The organism is Pseudodesulfovibrio piezophilus C1TLV30, from assembly GCF_000341895.1.
Lineage (GTDB): Bacteria > Desulfobacterota > Desulfovibrionia > Desulfovibrionales > Desulfovibrionaceae > Pseudodesulfovibrio > Pseudodesulfovibrio piezophilus.
The window spans coordinates 105962-126775 of record NC_020409.1; the positions used below are offsets into that span (position 1 = coordinate 105962).

The 20814-nt window shown below is 47.2% G+C and carries 21 protein-coding genes and 4 tRNA genes; 19 read left to right on the top strand and 6 right to left on the bottom strand.

Features of this window, described 5'->3' with window-relative positions; all coding sequences use genetic code 11:
* Positions 1-50: 50 nt before the first annotated feature.
* From gpmA to BN4_RS00565, 3 genes are all read left to right on the top strand, one after another.
* Entirely contained in the window at positions 51-797 is a 747-nt protein-coding gene (gpmA, locus tag BN4_RS00555) for a 2,3-diphosphoglycerate-dependent phosphoglycerate mutase (protein WP_015413398.1), read from the top strand.
* Positions 798-808: 11 nt separating this feature from the next.
* Complete coding sequence (gene mutY, locus BN4_RS00560; RefSeq protein ID WP_015413399.1) at positions 809-1912, top strand: A/G-specific adenine glycosylase; 1104 nt, start codon at positions 809-811, stop codon at positions 1910-1912.
* A gap of 101 nt (positions 1913-2013) precedes the next feature.
* The gene (locus BN4_RS00565) at positions 2014-2997 is read left to right on the top strand and encodes a VgrG-related protein (protein ID WP_015413400.1); all 984 of its coding nucleotides are present in this window, start codon (positions 2014-2016) and stop codon (positions 2995-2997) included.
* Between the two features lie 24 nt (positions 2998-3021).
* On the opposite strand, the gene BN4_RS00570 is transcribed toward BN4_RS00565, so the two are convergent.
* Together BN4_RS00570 and dksA are read right to left on the bottom strand one after the other, a co-directional pair.
* A complete protein-coding gene (locus BN4_RS00570) occupies positions 3022-4401 on the bottom strand; it encodes an NFACT RNA binding domain-containing protein (protein WP_231856558.1) in 1380 nt (459 codons plus the stop codon).
* 168 nt (positions 4402-4569) lie between these two features.
* On the bottom strand, positions 4570-4932 hold the full coding sequence (dksA, locus tag BN4_RS00575) for an RNA polymerase-binding protein DksA (protein WP_015413402.1): 363 nt from the start codon (positions 4930-4932) through the stop codon (positions 4570-4572).
* A gap of 217 nt (positions 4933-5149) precedes the next feature.
* Between dksA and BN4_RS00580 the strand changes: the two genes are divergently transcribed.
* The 11 genes from BN4_RS00580 to leuB all read left to right on the top strand — a co-directional run bounded on the left by BN4_RS00580 (position 5150) and on the right by leuB (position 13045).
* Positions 5150-5224: transfer RNA gene (locus tag BN4_RS00580), tRNA-Gly, on the top strand.
* A gap of 5 nt (positions 5225-5229) precedes the next feature.
* A tRNA-Cys gene (locus BN4_RS00585) sits at positions 5230-5304 on the top strand.
* 4 nt (positions 5305-5308) lie between these two features.
* Positions 5309-5383, top strand: a tRNA-Gly gene (locus BN4_RS00590).
* 42 nt (positions 5384-5425) lie between these two features.
* Positions 5426-5500 (top strand) — tRNA-Gly (locus tag BN4_RS00595).
* Positions 5501-5674: 174 nt separating this feature from the next.
* Complete coding sequence (locus tag BN4_RS00600) at positions 5675-6700, top strand: hypothetical protein (RefSeq protein WP_015413404.1); 1026 nt, start codon at positions 5675-5677, stop codon at positions 6698-6700.
* 340 nt (positions 6701-7040) lie between these two features.
* Positions 7041-7688 (top strand): phosphatidylserine decarboxylase family protein, encoded by a 648-nt coding sequence (locus tag BN4_RS00605; RefSeq protein WP_015413405.1) that lies wholly within the window; start codon positions 7041-7043, stop codon positions 7686-7688.
* A gap of 29 nt (positions 7689-7717) precedes the next feature.
* The gene (gene pssA, locus BN4_RS00610; RefSeq protein ID WP_015413406.1) at positions 7718-8488 is read left to right on the top strand and encodes a CDP-diacylglycerol--serine O-phosphatidyltransferase; all 771 of its coding nucleotides are present in this window, start codon (positions 7718-7720) and stop codon (positions 8486-8488) included.
* A 131-nt stretch (positions 8489-8619) separates the two neighbouring features.
* The gene (locus BN4_RS00615; RefSeq protein WP_015413407.1) at positions 8620-10155 is read left to right on the top strand and encodes a 2-isopropylmalate synthase; all 1536 of its coding nucleotides are present in this window, start codon (positions 8620-8622) and stop codon (positions 10153-10155) included.
* A gap of 3 nt (positions 10156-10158) precedes the next feature.
* Entirely contained in the window at positions 10159-11418 is a 1260-nt protein-coding gene (leuC, locus tag BN4_RS00620) for a 3-isopropylmalate dehydratase large subunit (RefSeq protein WP_015413408.1), read from the top strand.
* A gap of 12 nt (positions 11419-11430) precedes the next feature.
* Positions 11431-11922, top strand: a complete 492-nt coding sequence (locus tag BN4_RS00625) for a 3-isopropylmalate dehydratase small subunit (RefSeq protein ID WP_015413409.1) — start codon at positions 11431-11433, stop codon at positions 11920-11922.
* Between the two features lie 55 nt (positions 11923-11977).
* Positions 11978-13045, top strand: a complete 1068-nt coding sequence (gene leuB / locus BN4_RS00630) for a 3-isopropylmalate dehydrogenase (RefSeq protein ID WP_015413410.1) — start codon at positions 11978-11980, stop codon at positions 13043-13045.
* 132 nt (positions 13046-13177) lie between these two features.
* On the opposite strand, the gene BN4_RS00635 is transcribed toward leuB, so the two are convergent.
* The 3 genes from BN4_RS00635 to BN4_RS00645 form a co-directional block, all read right to left on the bottom strand.
* Positions 13178-13645, bottom strand: coding sequence for a hypothetical protein (locus BN4_RS00635; RefSeq protein WP_015413411.1), 468 nt, complete (start codon positions 13643-13645; stop codon positions 13178-13180).
* Positions 13646-13653: 8 nt separating this feature from the next.
* Complete coding sequence (locus tag BN4_RS00640; RefSeq protein ID WP_015413412.1) at positions 13654-13887, bottom strand: hypothetical protein; 234 nt, start codon at positions 13885-13887, stop codon at positions 13654-13656.
* Positions 13888-13960: 73 nt separating this feature from the next.
* The gene (locus tag BN4_RS00645) at positions 13961-14266 is read right to left on the bottom strand and encodes a GIY-YIG nuclease family protein (protein WP_015413413.1); all 306 of its coding nucleotides are present in this window, start codon (positions 14264-14266) and stop codon (positions 13961-13963) included.
* A 113-nt stretch (positions 14267-14379) separates the two neighbouring features.
* Here BN4_RS00645 and BN4_RS00650 point away from each other — a divergent pair, with 113 nt between their 5' ends.
* The 5 genes from BN4_RS00650 (at position 14380) to BN4_RS00670 (ending at position 19737) form a co-directional block, all read left to right on the top strand.
* Entirely contained in the window at positions 14380-16353 is a 1974-nt protein-coding gene (locus BN4_RS00650; RefSeq protein WP_015413414.1) for an ATP-binding cassette domain-containing protein, read from the top strand.
* Positions 16350-16739, top strand: a complete 390-nt coding sequence (locus BN4_RS00655) for a (deoxy)nucleoside triphosphate pyrophosphohydrolase (RefSeq protein WP_015413415.1) — start codon at positions 16350-16352, stop codon at positions 16737-16739. Before BN4_RS00650 ends, BN4_RS00655 begins: the two co-directional genes overlap by 4 nt.
* Positions 16740-16867: 128 nt before the next feature.
* Positions 16868-17740: a methylenetetrahydrofolate reductase gene (locus tag BN4_RS00660; protein WP_015413416.1), complete on the top strand. Its 873-nt coding sequence runs from the start codon at positions 16868-16870 to the stop codon at positions 17738-17740.
* Positions 17741-17758: 18 nt separating this feature from the next.
* On the top strand, positions 17759-18784 hold the full coding sequence (locus BN4_RS00665; RefSeq protein WP_015413417.1) for an aspartate-semialdehyde dehydrogenase: 1026 nt from the start codon (positions 17759-17761) through the stop codon (positions 18782-18784).
* 11 nt (positions 18785-18795) lie between these two features.
* Positions 18796-19737, top strand: coding sequence for an aminotransferase class IV (locus BN4_RS00670; RefSeq protein WP_015413418.1), 942 nt, complete (start codon positions 18796-18798; stop codon positions 19735-19737).
* Positions 19738-19835: 98 nt separating this feature from the next.
* Here BN4_RS00670 and BN4_RS00675 read toward each other — a convergent pair whose 3' ends face one another.
* Positions 19836-20744: a glycosyltransferase gene (locus tag BN4_RS00675; RefSeq protein WP_015413419.1), complete on the bottom strand. Its 909-nt coding sequence runs from the start codon at positions 20742-20744 to the stop codon at positions 19836-19838.
* Between the last annotated feature and the right edge of the window lie 70 nt (positions 20745-20814).

Sequence of the window (20814 nt, forward strand, 5' to 3'; positions counted from 1 at the left end):
TTTTCTGGGTAAGACAGTTACCATTGTTACGTCATTAAGCGGAGGCGGATATGCATACACTGGTGTTGATTCGACATGGGCAAAGCGAATGGAATCTTTCCAATCGATTTACGGGCTGGACGGATGTAGATTTGACTGAGCAGGGAGTCAAGGAGGCCAGAGAGGGGGCCAGACTCCTTAAGGAAGGTGGCTTTTCTTTTGATGTCGTCCATACCTCTGTATTGAAAAGGGCCATTCGCACTCTTTGGCTGGTTCAGGAAGAAATGGACCTTTTTTGGCTTCCTGTGAGTAAAACCTGGCGATTGAATGAACGTCATTATGGGGCTCTGCAGGGGCTTAACAAGGCAGAGACTGCGGCCAAATACGGTGATGATCAAGTGTTTGTCTGGCGACGTAGCTTTGATACTCCTCCTCCCATGCTGGAAATGGATGATGAACGGTTTCCTGGTTTTGACTCTCGATATGCAAGTATGGCGAAAAAGGATATTCCTTGCAGTGAAAGTCTGAAATTAACTATTGAGCGCACCATGCCCTATTGGTTCGAGACAATTGAACCTCAGATAAAATCCGGTAAACGTGTGTTGATTGTGGCCCATGGTAATTCGTTGCGGGGGCTGGTTAAATATCTTGATGAGGTGAGTGATGATGCGATTACCCAACTCAATATTCCGACCGGTCTTCCTCTCGTTTACGAGCTTGATGATAATCTGAAGCCCATCAAGCATTATTATCTTGGTGATCAGGAAGCCGCCGCCAAGGCTGCCGAGGCAGTTGCCAATCAGGCCAAGGGCGGGTAATCCTCTCCCGCATGAACGGGAACATATTCACGAAAGATTTGTTGGCATGGTATGATCATCATGCGAGGGCTTTGCCATGGAGACTGGAGCGTTCGCCATACAGGACATGGATATCCGAGGTCATGGCTCAGCAGACTCAGATTGATAGAGTCATTGGGTACTTTGAGCACTGGATGGATCAATTCCCTAATATTGAGTCTGTGGCGAAAGCTCATGAAGAACAGATTCTCAAAGCGTGGGAAGGGCTGGGATATTATTCACGGGCACGAAATATTCAAAAAGCCGCAGCAGTTATCATTCAGGAATATGGAGGGGATTTCCCTCAGACTCCTGAGGATATACGTTCTTTGCCCGGTGTGGGAGAGTATACAGCCGGAGCCATCGCCAGCATAGCTTTCCGGCTTCCTGTTCCGGCAATTGATGCGAATGTCCTTCGCGTTTTTTCCCGACTTCTGGATATTGAAATATCTGTCAGCGATAAGGCTGCCAAAGATGAGATCGCCAAACAGGTGTGCCAAATACTTCCTGAGGCACGTCCTGGGACTTTCAATCAGGCTCTTATGGAACTTGGTGCTCTTGTCTGTTCAAAACGTCCCCTGTGTGAAAATTGTCCGGTCAGCGATCACTGTGTTGCCTTGAAAAATAAAACAGTCGATAAGCGCCCTGTGCTTTCCCCAAAAAAGAAAAGCATTCAAATTGAAATGGCGACTGGTGTCCTTTTGAGTGCGGGGAAAGTCCTTATTCAAAAGCGCAAACCAGATGATATTTGGCCGGGACTCTGGGAATTTCCCGGTGGTGGCATCGAGAGTGGTGAGTCTCCCGAAGAAGCTCTTGTGCGAGAGTATATGGAAGAAGTTGAATTGGATATTATCCCGCACGAGAAGATTGGCGTCATTAAATATTCTTACACCCGGTATCGCGTCACCATGCATTGTTATTTATGTAAGCTGACTGATACCGCTCCTGTTACCCCTGTTTTTAATGAAGCCTCGGAAGGCGCTTTTGTCCTGCCGGATGAGTTGGATGGTTTTGCTTTCCCCTCTGGGCATAGACGCCTGCTCGAGTCGATGCGGGAAGACGTGCGCTACTCCTCCCTCTTTTCCTTTTCGGTGTGATTTTTCATTAAATCGGGCTTTTCTCTCGCCGGGCACAACTTTTGCTTACTTCTGTTTGTAGGCCTTTAGGCTGACCAAAATTTTGACGCAGGAGTTGTACTATGTCTTTCGGGTCGATCACCGATTACAACGCCATAGCCGCGCTTCAGGAAAGTGGGAAAAGTGGCACTGGGAAGCTGAGCACTGAGCGCTCTGCTCAAGTGAAAACCGCATTTGATATGCAGATGAAGTTGACACAGAATCTTTTTGGAGAAGCAACACGGAATAGAGCGGAGGGAGGGCTTGCCGGATCCCTTGATTCGTCTTTAATCGGGGACGCCATGATGTTCGAAGCTTTGACCGCGATAACCCGGATTATGCGTTCAAGGTCAGGACAGTCTCAACCCTCGTTGCAACAAACACAGAATGTCGTACCACAGAAAGTCGTTACTGAAGAACCAACTCAACCAGCCGTTGGGGAACTCTCTGCACGGTTTGAGTCTGGCAGTGGCGGCGTTGCGACCATTGGATATGACCGGGTCGGGGGAACGTCCTATGGTAAGTATCAAATAGCGTCTAAGCCTGGGACCATGGATCGCTTTTTGACTTTCCTTGACGACAAAGCACCAACTATGAGTACTCGTTTGAGAAATGCAGGTCCGACGGATACAGGCTCCAAAAGCGGAGGAATGCCGACAGAGTGGAAGGCGCTTGCGGCGGAAAATCCGACACGTTTTGAAGCCCTGCAGCATGAATTTATTGCCAATGAGACGTATGAACCTGCAAGGGCGATGATTCTCAAGCAAACCGGGGTTGATTTTAACAATGCACCCAAGGCATTGCAGGAAGTGCTGTGGAGTACTTCTGTGCAGCACGGACCTACCGGTGCCTCTCGTATTTTCAATAAGGTCATGGATGACTTCACTGGAACTGTTGGAAAAAGTGAATTTAATGCCAAATTGATCGAAGGCGTCTATAACAGACGTAAGGGACAATTTAGCTCGTCAACCAAGCGGGTACAACAGGCTGTGTCGAATCGATTGAATGCAGAACGCACCTTAGCACTCAATATGCTCGGAGATTCGCAGATTAATCAGGTTGTGTAGAGAGCTTTCGCTTTTCTGAATACACTATCCGCCGAGCCGTTTCTCAAGAGTCGGGTCCAGATCCACTCGAAGAGTCCCTTTTCTCTGGTCAACCATCACTTGCCCGTGGGCAAATCCTTTGATCTTTCGGATATCCTTGACCAAAGCATACATAATATCTGCCTTACCATCATCTTGACGGTAGCTTTTTAACCCACACAGAATTGCGGCTTCAACCAAAGTCCTTTGTGGGACTTCCTGACCTGGGTGATCTCGTTTCAGAATCACGTGTGAACTGGGGCCATCAGAGAGGTGAAGCCAGTAGTCGAATGGACTTGAGGCTCGACTGAGCATGGCGTGGTTTGCCTGTTTGTTTTTGCCACGGAGTATGGTGAAGCCGTCGGATGATCGGAAAAGGGAAACCGCCAGCCCTTTATATCGTTTGGGGAGGGAGGAAGTTGCTTCCGGGAGGGGGCTTTTCCCTTGTTGCTGACTTTCTGGGATGCCTCCTGCCTCCAGCTGTTTGAGTTCGGCAAGAAGCTCAGTGCGGCGTCGCTGGATGTGCGGAAAGCCGCGATCTGCTTTTGCTGCCAACTTGAAATAATGCTCCATGTTTTCAGTTGGAGACAAATAGGGATTCAGAGGAATAGTCTGTGGCCCATGGTGAGGGTGAGTCGCAGTGATGACTTCAAGTCCTTCCAGCAGTTTGAATTTATACAACTCTGCTTGAAGTGCTTCTGCCTTGATTTTTTCATCGGCGAGTTTTTGAAGGCGATTTTCTTCTTCTTCCAACCTGGCGAGATTGCGTTCTACTTTTTTGCGCGCACGTTTCAAAAGGGTCTGTCCTGGTTTTTCTTCTTCCATCTCAAGAAGCGGGAAAAGGGTTCTTTCACCGTATGAGTTCCCGGCCTCCAGAGCAGATACAAACGATTCACTTTCCTCCTTTCTTGACCATGAGAGAGGGGACGTCCATCCTTGTTTCGACTTATGAAGAAAGAATAAGGGCATTTTCCCGCTTGCCATTTCCATATAGAAATGATGCCGCTGCTCTTCTGGAAGATTTGATAATGCCTTACGAAAGGGGGGGGATATGTGGGGGTATTCACGCCAGATATCTTTATTTTCCAAGATATCTTCCAAGGCTGGCCACTCCGGGGATTGTCCGAAACCCTCCATTAATTCATTTGTGAATTTCATGCCGGAGCGGGCATTCAGAACCAGGAACTTTCCACTGGCCGGCTCCAAGCGAGGGGAAAGCTCAAGTGCCAATCTCAGGTTTGGCCAATCCAGTTTCCATCCTATGATTTTTCGGTTGCGCAAGCGTTTGCGAAACCACATGGCCATTGCTGTTGCATTGGGTGGGTTGATTGGTTTAACGGCTGAGAGAAAAAGATGCGCTTCCGTCTTTGCAGGCCTGAAGAGCAAGTGTAAAGGGTCACCTGAGTTTTGAATTTTCAGGGTCCACACTCCAGGGGCAGGGGCAAAGACTTTGTCTATTCTCCGGCCAATCAGGAGAGAGGCCAATTCTGCGCCGAGGAAGCGAAAGAAATTTGCCTCCATTGCTCTGTGGCCCTCAAAGAAGCATGAAAGTGGCTAGTCGCCACGAACAGCTTCGTCGGCTTCCTGTTTGCTTTTACAATTAATGCACAAAGTGGTCATGGGGCGAGCCTTGAGTCTCGGGATGGAAATACCATCTCCGCATTCCTGACAAATGCCATAATCCCCATCATCAATGCGATCAACTGCCTTTTGAATTTTTTTGACCAACTTGCGTTCGCGATCACGAAGACGCAAGGTAAAAGCGCGGTCTGATTCAGCAGTTGCTCGATCCGCAGGGTCAGCATAAACTTCACCTGATTCTGTCATGTCTTCGATGGTCTCTTCGCTTTTTTTGAGCGTGTCATCCAACATTCCATTGAGCATGTCTTTGAAAAACTGAAGATCTTTAGCGTCCATATGGTTCTCCCCGTGGTGTTATCATTCGGTTGGGAGTTAGTTTGACCAAGTTACTAAATTAAGCCGCGTAGGTATACCAAAAAGCCTCTAAAAGTAAAGTCTTTCCATTAACTAAAAAAAATCAACTAGTTCATATTGGCATAGACGACAGGAAAAAAAGAAAAAATACCCTTGACACTCGGAGAGGGCATGGGTAAACAGTGATTCGCTTTTGAGGGCGGGAATAACTCAGTGGTAGAGTGCAACCTTGCCAAGGTTGAAGTCGCGAGTTCAAATCTCGTTTCCCGCTCCAAAAGAGGCGACATAGCCAAGTGGTAAGGCAGAGGTCTGCAAAACCTCCATTCTCCGGTTCAAATCCGGATGTCGCCTCCATCTTGCGGGAATAACTCAGTGGTAGAGTGCAACCTTGCCAAGGTTGAAGTCGCGAGTTCAAATCTCGTTTCCCGCTCCAGATAATACCAGCCGGTTCGCTCTGAACCGGCTGTTCCCCCAAGCGGGAATAACTCAGTGGTAGAGTGCAACCTTGCCAAGGTTGAAGTCGCGAGTTCAAATCTCGTTTCCCGCTCCATACAAAAATATGACCGGTCCGAAAGGGCCGGTTTTTTTGTTTTTCTTCTGCATTTTCCTTTTCTTGATATTTACCAATGTTTTTTAATGAAAACAGATCAACTCCGGTATGGTCCCTGCACTGAGTCTGATGACGGCAAAGTTTTCCCAACACAAAGACTCGTCAGAGAATACTATGAATTATATAGATCAAACTGCTACGCCAGAAAAAAAAATATCCCGCAGATCCATGCTTATGAATGTGCATTCTCCCTTAGCGTCGGTTGGGATGCAGGCCAGAAATTTTACTGCAGCAATTGATTCTTCCGAGCCGGGGATTGCACCGGAATTTTATACCTCGGCAAGTTTGGTAAAAGACCTTGAACGCTTATGTGATCCTCATGAGCCAACACATGACGAACAGTTCTTGAATGTTGCGGTTAAATATTTCTACTCCTATGTGCATGATGGCGCTCATGGAGAAGAGATTGGTTTCACCGAGATTGTACGACTGTATGAACAGTTTTCGCGACATCAGAGTTTGAATGAACCGGCAGATGACATTGAGCTGATGAATAGGCTTCGTCAGTGGTCAATGGTTTTGCGCGTCCTTGCCGATGCTCCCAGAGCCGCACACATCATGAGAGCGGTTATTGGGCAGCAGGATGCACCGCAGGCCTCAGGCGGTCCATATGTTGGTGTTGATATCGGAGCAGGCACGGGTATCATGCTTTTAGCTCAACAGATTCAGGCGCATCGCAATGGTTTTACCGATATCCAGACCTTGGGATATCAGACGGATACGATCTCGGGTGAAAGGACACATGATCTTGTCCACTCTCTTGGTATGGGCAGTGTCATGCTCGCGGACCCGACGCGGCCAGGAGCTTATGGAATGCTGCAAGGGCGTCCCATAAGTTATGTCGCAAATGAAATGGTTGCTGGGATTCAACAGTCTCTTTCTCGTGATAATTTTTTCAATAAATATAGTGCATTTTTTGCTGCTGTTGGTGTCAATGCTGATAAGGCAGCGTACTTTCCGGAGGGATTGATAGCGCATAGTGGGGTTGAGGGAACCTCTGTGATTCTGGCCAAGGAAAACCGATTTACTGTTCCCGCCGAATTTATGGATTCGGAATTTATTCCTCAGGGGTTGATAATCGAAGGGAAAGTACTTCCCATGCACAAGCTGGGGCGGGATTTCGAAGCCGCTTTATTGTGACCTCGTCTTCACCATTTTTTGTATTTAATTGTCCCGAGTGAGAGGGGCTTCCTTCCTTCTTCATTCTAATGAGTCTTTTCCCGTTGTTTAGAGAGCAGAGACATTTTTCTATTCGGTTAAGTCCGATGTCATGCTCAAGTGACCAATTTCCTTTTTCCTCGTTTGAAGGGGGAATTATGCTTTCTTCTCTTTGCTGAGTGACTCGGTACCCTCTGAGGGTGACATGTGGTCATGAAAATGCGTCTCTGTTCATTCCGGCTTATAGAGTGTAAAACAAACTTGCGGTTTACGTGGACTGCAGGTAGATACCAATGAAAAGAATTCAAGGAGCGAGACGTCAATGCATAAACCGTCCGTCGGAGTGGCCCTGGAAGGCCTCCCTTACATAATTATTTCCGCTTTTACGACACTACTTTTCGCCATTCTTGGGTGTTGGTTCATGGCTCTGCTCTTGTTGGGCCTGACCTGCTTCATAGGGCATTTCTTTCGAGATCCTGAACGCGTGGGACCTGAAAATGCGGATGCGGTATGCTCTCCTGCTGATGGCAAGATTATCAAAGTGACCAGAGAAGCTGATCCCATTACCGGAGAGCAGCGTCAGGTTATTGCCATCTTCATGAACGTCTTCAATGTTCATGTGAACCGGATGCCTGTTTCCGGCAAGGTCGAACAAATTCGCTATATACCGGGAAAGTTTGTTAACGCATCTTTCGACAAGGCCAGCACTGATAATGAACGGAATATCGTTGTTGTGACAGGAAAGGGCAACCAGCGGTTTACCATGGTCCAGATCGCCGGACTTATCGCCCGCAGGATTGTTTGCTGGGCAGAGCCTCAGGATAAGCTTAAACGTGGTGAACGTTTTGGGTTAATCAAATTTGGTTCCAGAGTTGACCTTTACATGCCTGACGGCTATGTACCTACTGTCAGTGTCGGCCAGAAGGTCGTTGCTGGCGAAACTGCTCTTGCAGAAAAACGAAGCATTTAACCGAAAAGTCCATAGTAAAAATCTTCAATATGGCTAAAGAAAAGAAATTGCCCAGACACAAAAGCGTTTATCTCCTGCCAAACCTGCTGACTACGGCCAGCTTGTTCATTGGCTTTTTGGGGCTCACCTGGGCTATCCAAGGTGACTATGCTGCGTGTGCCATGTGCATTCTTTCAAGTTGTATTTTCGATGGTTTGGATGGAAAGGTTGCGCGTTTGACCGGGACGACAAGTGAGTTTGGTGTACAACTGGATTCCTTGGCTGATCTTGTCGCTTTTGGCGTTGTCCCGGCCACCATGACCTATTTATGGGCTTTGGATGGATTTGGACGTCTCGGTCTTATGGCCGCTTTCCTTTTCATGGCTTGTGGCGCTTTGCGGTTGGCCCGGTTCAATGTCCAGGCTGCTACCAGTTCCAAGAAGCATTTTGTGGGGCTGCCCATCCCGGCTGCAGCGTGTTCGCTCGCCACACTGGTTCTTTTCACAGAATATGTTCCCCAGGCGTATATGGAGACGGTCCTGCCCATATGTACCTTGGTGCTTGTTTACGTGCTGTCCTTTTTCATGGTGAGTACTGTGCGTTTCTACTCATTCAAGGAAATCAGTGCCTTCAAGGCGCACCCTTTTAGTTGGATGGTCACAGCCATTTTGCTTTTTTCTCTCATTGCTTCTCGACCAAAAGTCTTGGGATTCCTCATTTTTCTTGGCTATCTCATTTCTGGTCCTCTCTACACTCTTTTCCTACTATCCCGCAGAGGCAAACGACTACTACGGGATAGCTCCAAGGAAGAGCTAGGCTAGCTCTCACTCATCCCATACTAGTACGTCGTACTAATCTCAATCGCCCACATGCAGCATGTGTTGGTGATTTTCGTATATACTTTGTCCAACATTTATTGATCATATCCCAAAAGGGAAAATCGGAGGATACCATGGCTGAAAGAGTTTATGTATTTGATACGACATTGCGTGATGGAGAGCAGTCGCCAGGTGCTACAATGAACCTGGATGAGAAAATCCGGATGGCACGACAGTTAGAAACCCTCGGGGTTGATATAATTGAAGCTGGTTTTCCTATTGCCAGCCAAGGTGATTTCGAAGCCGTTCAGGCAATTGCCAAGGTGGTTGAGTCGGCGCAGGTTGCTGGATTATGTCGCTCTGTAAGCGGTGATATCGATCGATGCTGGGAGGCTATCAAGGAGGCCAACCACCCCCGTATTCATATCTTTTTGGCAACCAGCGAAATTCATATGCAGTACAAGCTGGGGAAAACAGCTGATGAAGTTCTTGCCATGGCGGAGAAAGCTGTCAAGCATGCCAAGCAGTATACCGATAATATAGAATTCTCCGCTGAAGATGCATCTCGTTCAGATTGGGATTTTCTTGTTAAAGTGACGGAAACAGTCATCGAGGCAGGGGCCACTGTCGTCAATATACCTGACACCGTAGGCTATACGCAGCCTTTTGAGTATTATGAGATGATCAAATATCTCAAAGACAATGTAAAAAATGTCGATAAGGCTATTATTTCAGTCCATTGTCATAATGATCTTGGGGCTGCTGTTGCCAATAGTCTGGCGGCTGTCCGTGCTGGAGCCAGACAGGTGGAGTGCACGATTCTTGGTATTGGGGAGCGTGCCGGTAATGCCGCACTGGAAGATCTGGTGATGACTCTCAATACCCGCAAGGAGTTGTACGACGTTGAAACAGGAATCAAGACAGAGCAACTTTTCCCTTCATGTCGTCGTCTCTCTCAAATAATAGGGATGCCAATCCCGCCCAATAAAGCCATTGTGGGAGCGAATGCCTTTGCTCACGAATCTGGTGTGCACCAGGATGGTGTCATCAAGAATCGGTTGACCTATGAAATCATGACTCCGGCATCAATTGGGAGAACGAGTAATGATATCGTAATCGGTAAGCATTCTGGCTCCCATGCCGTAAAAAACAAGGCTATAGAACTTGGATATAGCTTGGATGACGAGCAGGTCATGATTCTTTTCAAAGCCGTTAAAGATCTGGCTGATAAAAAAGAGCATGTGTTTGATGAAGATGTCGAAGCCATGATTCTTGAGAGCGTTTACCGCCGTCGAGATCGTTTTCGGTTGATTGATATGTCCGTATTTTCTGGCACAGGAGATGTGCCACCACACGCTGCCATGGTCATGGAATTCGGCAGTGAAGGGGATGAGGTTGCTGTCAGGCGAACCAGCGAATTCGGTGAAGGTTCTGTTGACGCCGCGTTCCAGTCCATCTACTCCTTGGTAGGGATAGATCCCAAGCTGGAAGTATATACGGTCAATGCAGTGACACAAGGCTCGGATGCTTTGGCCAGTGTCGCTGTCCGCATTGAGCATGAAGGCGTGAAGGCCGTGGGGCGTGCCAACGATGGAGATGTTGTCAAGGCAAGCGCGCTGGCAATGGTCAACGCTTTGAACAGATTGGAAAAAGCCAAAGAGGAGAAATAGACAATGGGTCAGACATTAGCTGAGAAAATTTTACAAAAACATACAGACCAGGTGATCTCTGGTGCCGGGCAAATTGTCCAGTGCAAGGTTTCCATGGTTTTGGCCAACGATATCACCGCACCGTTGGCAATCAAATCCTTCAAGGCGATGGGAGCACAGGAGGTCTTTGATAAGGATAAGATTTCTCTGGTGTGTGATCATTTCACGCCCAATAAGGATATTGATTCGGCTGAGCAGGTGAAAGTCGTCCGTGAATTTGCTGAAGAGATGGGCATTACCCATTACTATGAATGTGGTGAGGTCGGTGTCGAGCACGCCCTGCTGCCAGAGAAAGGGATTGTTGGGCCGGGCAATGTTGTTATCGGCGCTGATTCTCATACTTGCACCTATGGTGGCTTGGGAGCTTTCGCAACAGGTATGGGGTCCACTGATATCAGTGCTGCCATGGCTCTTGGAGAGACCTGGTTCAAGGTTCCCCCGACGATCAAAGTCAATTTGACCGGAACCCCAGGCAAGTTTGTCGGTGCCAAGGATTTCGTGCTGAATCAAATAGGACGCCTTGGTGTCTCTGGTGCTCTCTACAAAGCCTTGGAGTACTCTGGCGAAGTTGTTGATAACATGTCTGTTGAAGGACGTATGACTATCGCCAACATGGCCATTGAAGCAGGTGGAAAGGTCGGTTTGTTCCCTGTTGATCAAAAGACACTTGATTATGCCGCTACCGCAGGGTTTTCAGGCGGAGAAGCTATGGTAGCCGATCAGGATGCCACCTATGAGCGGGTACTTGAGATTGACGTGACCGACATGGCTCCACAGGTCGCTTGTCCGCATCTTCCCGATAATGTCAAGGCTGTCGATGATACCTCCGGGTTGCAGATTCATCAATCGATTATTGGTTCTTGTACCAATGGTCGTATTGAAGATATGCGTGAGGCAGCCGCTCTTTTGAAAGGACGCAAAGTCAATTCCAAGGTTCGTTGTATTATTTTACCTGCCACTCCGAGCATTTGGAAAGCGTGTATGAAAGAAGGCCTGATGGAAATCTTCATGGATGCCGGATGTATTGTTGGCCCTCCGACTTGTGGTCCCTGTTTGGGAGGTCACATGGGGATTTTGGCCGGTGGAGAACGTTCCATTGCCACGACCAATCGTAATTTCAAGGGGCGCATGGGGTCTTTGGAGAGCGAAGTGTTTTTGTCCAATCCCTCCGTTGCAGCCGCAAGTGCTGTTGCCGGAGAAATCATCAATCCTGCCAAACTGTAGGAGATACAGATAATGAAAGTTGCTGGAACCGCTCATAAGGTGGGCGATCATATAGATACGGATGCAATCATTCCTGCTCGTTTTTTGGTAACCACTGATGCCAAAGAACTCGGTGCCAACTGCATGGAAGGGCTTGAAGCTGGTTGGGTTAAACGAGTCAAGGACAATGACGTGATGGTAGGAGGGGAGAATTTTGGGTGTGGCTCTTCTCGTGAACATGCTCCAATATCAATCCTGGGTGCGGGGATTCCTGTTGTTATTGCTCAGTCATTTGCCCGGATTTTCTATCGCAATGGTTTTAATATGGGACTGGTACTGCTTGAGATCGGTGACGATATCAAGAAAATCGGTGATACAGATCAAATAGAAGTCGATACTGCGACCGGTTCCATAAAAAACTTGACGACGGGGGAGACGATTCAGGCTGCTGCCGTTCCTCCTTTCATGCAGGAAATTCTGGATGCTGGTGGATTGGTAGAATATGCAAAAAAGAAATTAGGCTAATTTCCGATCACACTGCGGGATTGTAGAAGAGAGATAGAAATAATTGGAGAGAGAAATGAAGATTTGTGTACTTCCCGGTGACGGGATAGGCCAGGAGATAGTGGATCAGGCGCTCCGCGTACTGGAGAAAGTCGGTGAAAAATTCGGGCAAACATTTGAAACGACCGAAGCCCTTATTGGCGGGTGTGCCATTGATGCAGAAGGTGTTCCTCTTCCTGCGGAAACCATTGCCAAATGCAAGGATGCCGATGCTGTTTTGCTGGGAGCTGTCGGTGGTCCCAAATGGGATACCATCGATCCTGCCATTCGTCCCGAAAAGGGGCTTTTGGGTATTCGCAAGGAACTCAATCTGTTCGCAAATTTGCGCCCGGCCAATTTGTTCAAGCAGTTGGCTGATGCTTGTTACCTGCGTCCCGATATCGTGGCCAGGGGGCTTGATGTCATGGTTGTTCGAGAACTGACCGGTGGTATTTATTTTGGTGAGCCTCGCTTTGACGGCGAAAAAGATGGCGAGCGTTTTGGGTATAATACCATGACGTATTATGAACATGAAATTCGTCGTATTGCGAAAGTTGCTTTTGAGGCTGCCCGCAAGCGTTCCGGCCGGGTCTGTTCTGTGGATAAAGCCAATGTTCTTGATGTCTCACGTGTCTGGCGTGAAATTGTCATTGATGAACATAAGAACTACTCAGATGTTGAGTTGTCACATATGTACGTGGATAATGCTGCTATGCAGCTTGTTCGTGACCCTTCGCAATTTGATGTGATTGTGACAGGCAATCTTTTTGGTGATATCCTTTCTGATGCTGCCGCTGCCATTACTGGTTCAATCGGTATGCTTCCATCTGCATCCCTCGGTGAAGGCAATCCTGGTATATTTGAACCTATTCATGGGTCTGCACCGGATATTGCAGGGCAGGATAAAGCTAATCCCTTGGCAACGATTCTGTCTGTCGCAATGATGTTACGGCATGCTTTTGATATGACAGATGAAGCTGATTGCATTGAACAGGCAGTTGAGAAAACCCTGGAGCAGGGGTATCGTACAGGCGACATCTGGCAGGAAGGCGGCAAAGCTGTTGGCTGTGTCGAAATGGGGAATGCTGTTTTGGAAAATCTTTAAATTACTTCTCCCCCTGATCCTCTTTAATGGTGGTCAGGGGGATTGTGAATGCCTTCTTTGAGTTGGCAATGAAAAGAGCAAAACCACTTGGAGAATCCCCCAATGGTTTTGCTTTATTGTTGAGTGTCTTTATTAATTCAACTCAAAAGAGTTCGTTGTAACTCGATTGATTTTGATGGCTTTTTTTGCGGTTTCAAGGTCAATGAAACCAAGAGCCAGACAGGAACCCAAGTAGTCCATTTGCATGACGTTTATTTTACCGAGTACCTTGGCATTCTGTTCGCGCGTGATCTTGCCTTCCTGAATCAAATATCGTCCTATTTTCACATTTTCATCGACATCATTCAGATCAAGTTCATTTGCTGAAATGGTGGTAATGCCAGCCTGATTTTTTCTCAGAGCTGCAAGGGCTTGTTCTTTTTCAGTAATTTCTATGCGCAGCTGTATTCGTTGTTTACGCAACTGCTCGTATTGCTGGTATTTTCTGAGTTTTTGCAATTCAAGCTTTTTTATTCGTCTGGCACGGTTTGTCGAGATAGAGTTGATTATGAAAAAGAGACAGATGGCCGCAATGACGAAGATAAGTATGGGTATCAACATGGTTGGAATTAAACCTTCAACGATTCGATTTCTTCGTCCAATTGTTCTTTCTTTTCTTTCAGGGTAGCAATCTCAGCTTCGATAATTGCAATTTTTTGTGTCGTTTTTGCCGTATACGCTTCAACTTCGCCTTTTTTGCGTCTGACCTTATCGGTATTTGCATGGTAGTGGATAATAATGGTGGCGACAAAGAGGAATGCTGCCATGGTAAGTATGAGGTAAAATGTACTGGTATCAAGCATGGTGTGATCATAGGGATAAAGTCGATTTCGAAGAAAGAATATTTTTAAGATGCATACTATAAATACCTGATAATTATAGATTTTGCAAGGTTGTAAGCTCTTCCTCAAGATCAGGCCCTGCTTTTGCCTTACCTTGGGATTCAAGAAACCATATCTTCTGGGATCGTGGCTGTTTTTTGACTTTGATTTCGAGCTTGAGGGCCGTGCTTTTATCCGCAACATCCACACTGCTGATCAATTCGACCGGAGTTCGAGAGCGGGTATATTTGGAAGCTGTGCCTGAGTTGTGTTGGGCAAGTCGACGTTGGAGATTGTTCGTAATGCCACAATAAAGCGTCTCATCAGAACACTTCAGAAGATAAACGGACCATTTTTGCATTGGCTGACTCTAACGGGAAGTTTTCATGTGGTCAAAGCCTCGATATCGCGAAGCTTGCATAATGGCGGTGACCATTATATCCACTGTGCTCAACGAAAAAGGAATCTTTCATTATGTCCCGAATTACTGTCCAAAGTCTTGGTAAATCCTACGGAGGCGAATCTGTCTTTTCAGATGTCGCTTTCGAGGTCACCCCAGGTATGCGTCTTGCCCTTACCGGCCCTAACGGGTGCGGAAAGAGTACCTTGCTCAAGATTCTCGCCGGGGAGATCGAACAGGATGAAGGGCAAGTGACGGTTTCCCGAACAGCGCGGGTTGGGTATGTCGAGCAGGAGATGAAAGGCGATGTTCTTGCCGAAACCCTTTTGTCATGGGTTTTGTCGGCATTGCCGTCGTGGAACTCCTTCTGGAAGGATTGGGAGATGGCTGTCGCTGCTGATGACGGTAATCGTATCGAGAAATTGGCACATCGGCAGGCTGAGTTCGAGGAATTGTACGGGTATAATCCCGACCATAAAGCCAGAGCCATATTGAGTGGGTTGGGGTTTGCTGATGAAGATTTGCTCAAAACACTTGGTGAGCTTTCGGGTGGGTGGCGAGAACGGGCAAAGCTTGGGAGGGTCCTGTTGCAGGGAGCCGATATCCTGCTTCTTGATGAACCGACCAACCATTTGGATTTGGAAGCAGTCGAGTGGCTTGAAGAATATCTTTTGAATTTTCGGGGAGCCTTGGCTTTTGTTGTCCATGATCGGATATTCCTTAACCGTGTAGCAACGCATGTTGTTTTTCTTGGTGCGGGGAAACCGGTTTTAAGGCGGGGAAATTTTGATGATTTTCTTGCTTGGGATGCGGAAAATGCAGATCAGCGAGCCAAAGAAGCTGCCAAGCTTTCCGCTCGGATTGAAAATGAGTACAAATATATCAACAAATTTCGAGTGAAAGCTCGTAAGGCAGCTCAAGCTCAAAGTAAGCTCAAGAAAGTTGAGAAGCTTGAACAGGAATTGAATCAGATAAAAGAGGTACAAGCGACTTCCCACCGAGGGAAAAGCCTCAATTTTCGTCTCCCTGCTCCGAAGCGTGGCGATAAGGTTCCAGTTGCCGCTGTTGATCTTGAGTTTGCTTATGAGGGAGAAAACTCTGTCTGGCCAAAGCTCAATTTTCAGCTCTTCAGGGGCAAGAAGATTGCTCTTGTGGCTCCTAATGGGGCGGGGAAGTCTACGCTCCTCAAGCTGATTATGGGGGATTTGCAACCATATGCAGGGCATACCAAGATTGGTAATGGGACAGAGGTCGGGTATTTCAGTCAGCACCAGCACGAAATCTTGAATCTTGGTAATACGGTCATCAGTGAGATTCGACGTCTGTCGGACCCCGGTTTGACAGAAGAGCAGGTCATGAGTGTACTTGGGCTGTTTCTTCTTGGAGAGGCTTTTTTTGAAAGAAAAGTTCAAGCGCTTTCAGGTGGAGAAAAAAGTCGTCTCCTTTTAGCAACTCTTTTTTTGGCTCGTGCAAATTTTCTTATTCTTGATGAGCCAACCAACCATCTTGATATTGAGACTCGAGAGGGTTTGATTCGTGCGCTTAAGGATTATGAAGGCACGTTACTTTTTGTCGCTCACGATCGTTACTTGCTCAATGAAGTTGCCGAAGAGGTCTGGTCTCTTGAAGAGACAGGTATTACACAGTATCTTGGAGGCTTTGAAGGATTTTACGCAAAGCGTAAACAGGAAGAAGCATGCAAGGCCGGAGTTGCCTCCTGTAAGCCTGAAGAAATCAGGGAAAAGCGTAAATTGAGTAAAGATGAAAAACGGCGACAGGCAGAGAATAGAAATACTCTCTATCGTAAGCTCAAGCCGTTGCGAAAGGAATATGAAAAGTTGGAATCCGACCTTGAAAAGGTTTTTGATGAACAGGCGGAACTTGAAATGAAGATGAATGACCCCGCGACATATGAAAGACCTGAAGATGCATTGAAGTTGAATGCCGCTTATAAAGATGCAACGGAATGGGCTGATAACCTTATGATTCGCATGGGAGAGTTGGAAGAACAGATTGAAGCTGTGACCACTGAATTTGGAGACGAATGATGAAACCGGTACTTGATGTCGTCGCGGGTGTTATTTGGAAAGATGGGCAGTATCTTGCTGTGGAACGTCCAGAGGGGTTCAGAATGGCCGGGATGTGGGAATTCCCCGGTGGCAAGGTTGAAAAAGGGGAGGCTCGCGATGCAGCCCTTGTTCGCGAATTGCAGGAAGAATTGAACATTACTCCGACAGAGTTTTCATTTTGGCGTCACTTGGTCCATGAATATGATGATTTTTTTGTCGGGTTGCAGTTTTATACCATTACAGCCTATTCTGGAGAACTGAAGCCTCTTGAGAATCAACGATTACAGTGGGTTGACCCCTCCCTGCCTCCGACACTCGAATACCTTCCCGCTGACATCGCGATTGTTGAAGCATTGCATCACTAATTGAATCAGGACATGGCGGGAATGACAGTCACTTCGTCATTGAACGTTCCGTAAAGAAGGCGTATGTAATTTCACTTACCTGTTTAAACAATAAGCAGGTTTCGAAACGAATTTTTAAGGAGTATCCATTGCGTGTCTGTGATTTGATCGAGAGAAAACGTCCTTTTATTTCTTTGGAGTTTTTTCCCCCAAAGGAAAAAGATGCATGGCCAGGCTTTTTTGATGTGGTCGAAAAGCTCAAGGAACTGAAGCCTCTCTTTGCTTCCGTGACTTATGGCGCCGGTGGCGGCACTCAGGATAACACTCTTGAAATCGCAACCCGCATGAAACGGGATCATGGAATAGAGCCGATAACACACCTTACTAGTGTGGGAGCTTCTGCAGAAAAGCTGGATGCTTTTTTGCGAAACTTGCGGGATGCCAATATCGAAAATGTGTTGGCTCTGCGCGGCGATCCTCCTGCTGGGGTTCCTGATTTTGATTTTAATGCGCAGGAATTCAAACATGCGACGGATGTTATTGAGTTTATAAGAGAGCGGTATCCTGAAATATGTGTTGGTGGCGCAGCCTACCCAGAGCCGCATCCAGAGTCATCGACCATTCAATCTGACTTGGATATGGTTGATCTTAAAGTAAAAAAAGGTGCCAAGTTTCTTGTCACTCAATTGTTTTTCGATAATCGCCTTTATTTTGATTATGTTGAACGTTTGAAGCTCATGGGATCGGATGTGCCGGTTATCCCCGGTGTGTTGCCTATTATGAGCCTCCGTTCCGCGAAGTTTATCCTTGGTCTGTGTGGAGCCGCCATCCCTGGAAAATTCCTGAGTGCTTTGGAAAAAGCACATACTGAAGGCGGCGACGATGCTGTGTATGCCCTTGGAATGGAATATGCTGTCAAACAGGCCAGAGAATTGGTGGACGGGGGCGCACCGGGTGTTCATTTGTATACGCTTAATCGAGCGGAGGCTTGTCTCGAAATTGGCAGAAAGTTGAATTTTTAAGAGAGATTGGAGAGAGTAATGAAGAGCAATCCCGTTGTAGCCGTATGTGGAGCAACCGGCGCGGTCGGTCAGGAAATGTTGAAGGTTCTGGAACAGAGAGAATTTCCGTATTCCAAAATAATTCCGATGGCTTCTGCCAGGAGTGCTGGCAAGAAAGTGGAGTTCAAAGGAGAAGAGTTGACTGTTGTCGAGTTGACTGAAGATTCTTTTGAAGGTGTTGACTTGGCCCTGTTCTCCGCAGGTGGGTCAACTTCCGAAAAATTTGCACCTATCGCTGTTCAATCAGGTTGTGTCGTGGTGGATAATTCTTCTGCCTGGCGTATGGATGATGAGTGTCCTTTGGTTGTGCCTGAAGTGAATCCGGAAGACCTTGACTGGCATAAAGGCATCATTGCCAATCCCAATTGTTCAACTATTCAGATGATGGTTGCTTTGAAGCCTATTCATGATGAAGCTCGGATCAAGCGGGTTGTGGTTTCCACATATCAGGCTGTTTCCGGGACAGGGCAGAAGGCTATTGAAGAGTTGGAAAACCAGACTCGTCGTCTGATGTCGGGACAGCCTGTTGTGGCGGATGTCTATCCTCATCAGATCGCATTTAACTGTCTGCCACAGATAGATGTGTTCATGGAAAACGGATATACCAAAGAAGAAATGAAGATGGTTCACGAAACCATCAAGATCATGGGGGACCCCACAATCAAGGTTACAGCGACCTGTGTTCGGGTTCCGGTATTTTATGGGCACAGCGAATCTTTGAATATAGAGACCCAAGAGAAAATGAAGGCAGATGATGTTCGCGCTCTTCTTGCGAAATCTCCCGGTGTGATAGTCGAAGATTACCCAGAGAAGAAAGCATACCCCATGCCGGTAGATGCCGCTGGTGATGATGCAACCTATGTCGGCCGTATTCGTGAAGATGAAACCATTGAGAACGGTATTAACATGTGGGTGGTTTCCGATAATATTCGCAAGGGTGCCGCGCTGAATACCATTCAGATTGCTGAGACGCTGATACAACGAAATCTACTTCGCGTTCCCTAAGGAAAAATAAGATGGTGAAAATTGCAGACAAGGACACCTATCTGAAGGCCATGCTTGAGTGTGAACGTCCTGGCGCATCGGAGGTTCATGCTTTTTATGAGCATCGTGTCGGGATGATCTGTACCGATCCAGCTTTGATGCTCATGCCTTGGGATGATCATCTTGTTCATCGGGGAGATGGTATCTTTGAAACGATGAAATTCGTGGGGAAAAAGCTGTATCAGCTGGAACCTCACATGGAGCGTATGAAGCGGTCAAGTGCTGCTATCTACCTGGAACCTCCATGCTCCTGGGATACAATCAGCCAGCTTGTGCTGGATGTGGCGCGTGCCGGAGAGAGTGATGACGGTATGGTTCGTGTGCTTCTCGGACGCGGGCCCGGCGGCTTTGGTATTTATCCTTCTGAGTGCCCAGAGGCCAGTCTGTATGTCGTCTCGTATGCTCTTCATCACAAAGCTGATACCGTCTATGAAAATGGTGTTACCGCCTTCAAAACATCAATTCCCGCCAAGCAATCCTATCTGGCGACAATCAAATCCATCGACTATCTGCCAAACGTTTTAATGAAGCGCGAAGCAGAAGAGAAGGGATATGATTTCCCATTTTGTTTTAATGGTGATGGGTTCCTGGCTGAAGGGGCGACTGAAAATGTCTGTATAGTTTCTCAGGATGGTAAATTGGTCATACCTGAATTCACCAATGCTCTGGCGGGAACGACGCTCATGCGTGCCGTTGATCTGATCAAGGGAGAAATGCCAATTATTTTTCGTGGGATCAGTGAAGAAGAAATCCTCGAAGCCAGGGAAGTGGTTATTGTCGGCACGACTGGGGATGCTATCCCGGTGGTGCGCTTCAATGGGAAACCTATTCATGATGTTCGGCCAGGGCCTGTGGCTTACCGAATTCGAGAATTACTGGTAGAAGATTTGGAGAAAAACGGTATTGCTTTGTAGCCTGATGGTATGATGAAAAATGGTTGAGACAGCCATGTTTTGCAGATTGCTATAAACATTTGGTAGAGGCCGCCCATATATTGGGTGGCCTCATCTTTTTACCTGCTGGCTTCCACTGTCAGTGGGGACAGATCGAATTGACGTATCGCCTCTTGTGCGAGGACGTCGGTTCCCATTGTCTTCATATGAAATTCGTGAATCATGCGTGAAACCTCCACGGCGGTAGGGATTACCATAAAATGTGCGGCCTGTGCCCAGGATTCTCCTCGGAGATAAGACAGTGCCCACTTCACAGTATGAATGTGGAAAAAAGCCTGATTGTTTATGACGATCATTGCCTTGCATCGACCATCTTCTGCTCGTTCCCGGAAGCTGATCTTGACATGTTCACATGATGCCAGAGGGTAATTTATATGGAAGAATCTGCTTCCGGTGTTGGCAGCTTGAATCCACATTTCCCAGTCGCGATAGATCGTGTTGTTCTTGAATCCATCGGTTCTCTCAAAAGCCTCACGTCTCATACTCACAGCTGGTCCAAGAATGTTTCTGGATTGGAGCAAGGATTCATCAAAGTCAGGCAATTGAACCATGCCAGGTCGAATGGACGAAGCCTTTCTCGGAGCCAGGCGGATATAGTCAGTGTAAACAATATCCGCCTCAGGTGAACTTTCATAGACTGAGAGCACTGTCGTCAGATACTTGGGATCAAGACGATAGTCGGAACGGACAAAAAGGATCAAATCTCCTTGTGCCGACTGGGCTGCGAGGTTGCGCGCTTCCGAAGGTGAGAGAGTCTTTGGAGCTGGTATCAAGTGAATTGCTTCAATTCCGGCAATGGCAGACCAGATAGAATTTGATACTGTTGAATTTCCTTCTTCTATAACTATAAGAATTTCAACCATTTCTAAGCCGGTTGATTGTCGGGCAATTGATTGCAGCAAGCGGGGGAGGCCTGGATGGGGTTCCAAGTCGGAAACGAGTATGGAGACATTCTTGATCGTCTGCATCGTTTTCCACCAGAGGGTTGATATATAGAGACACTCGCTCTATGCGTGAGTATAAAATTATCCTCACTCG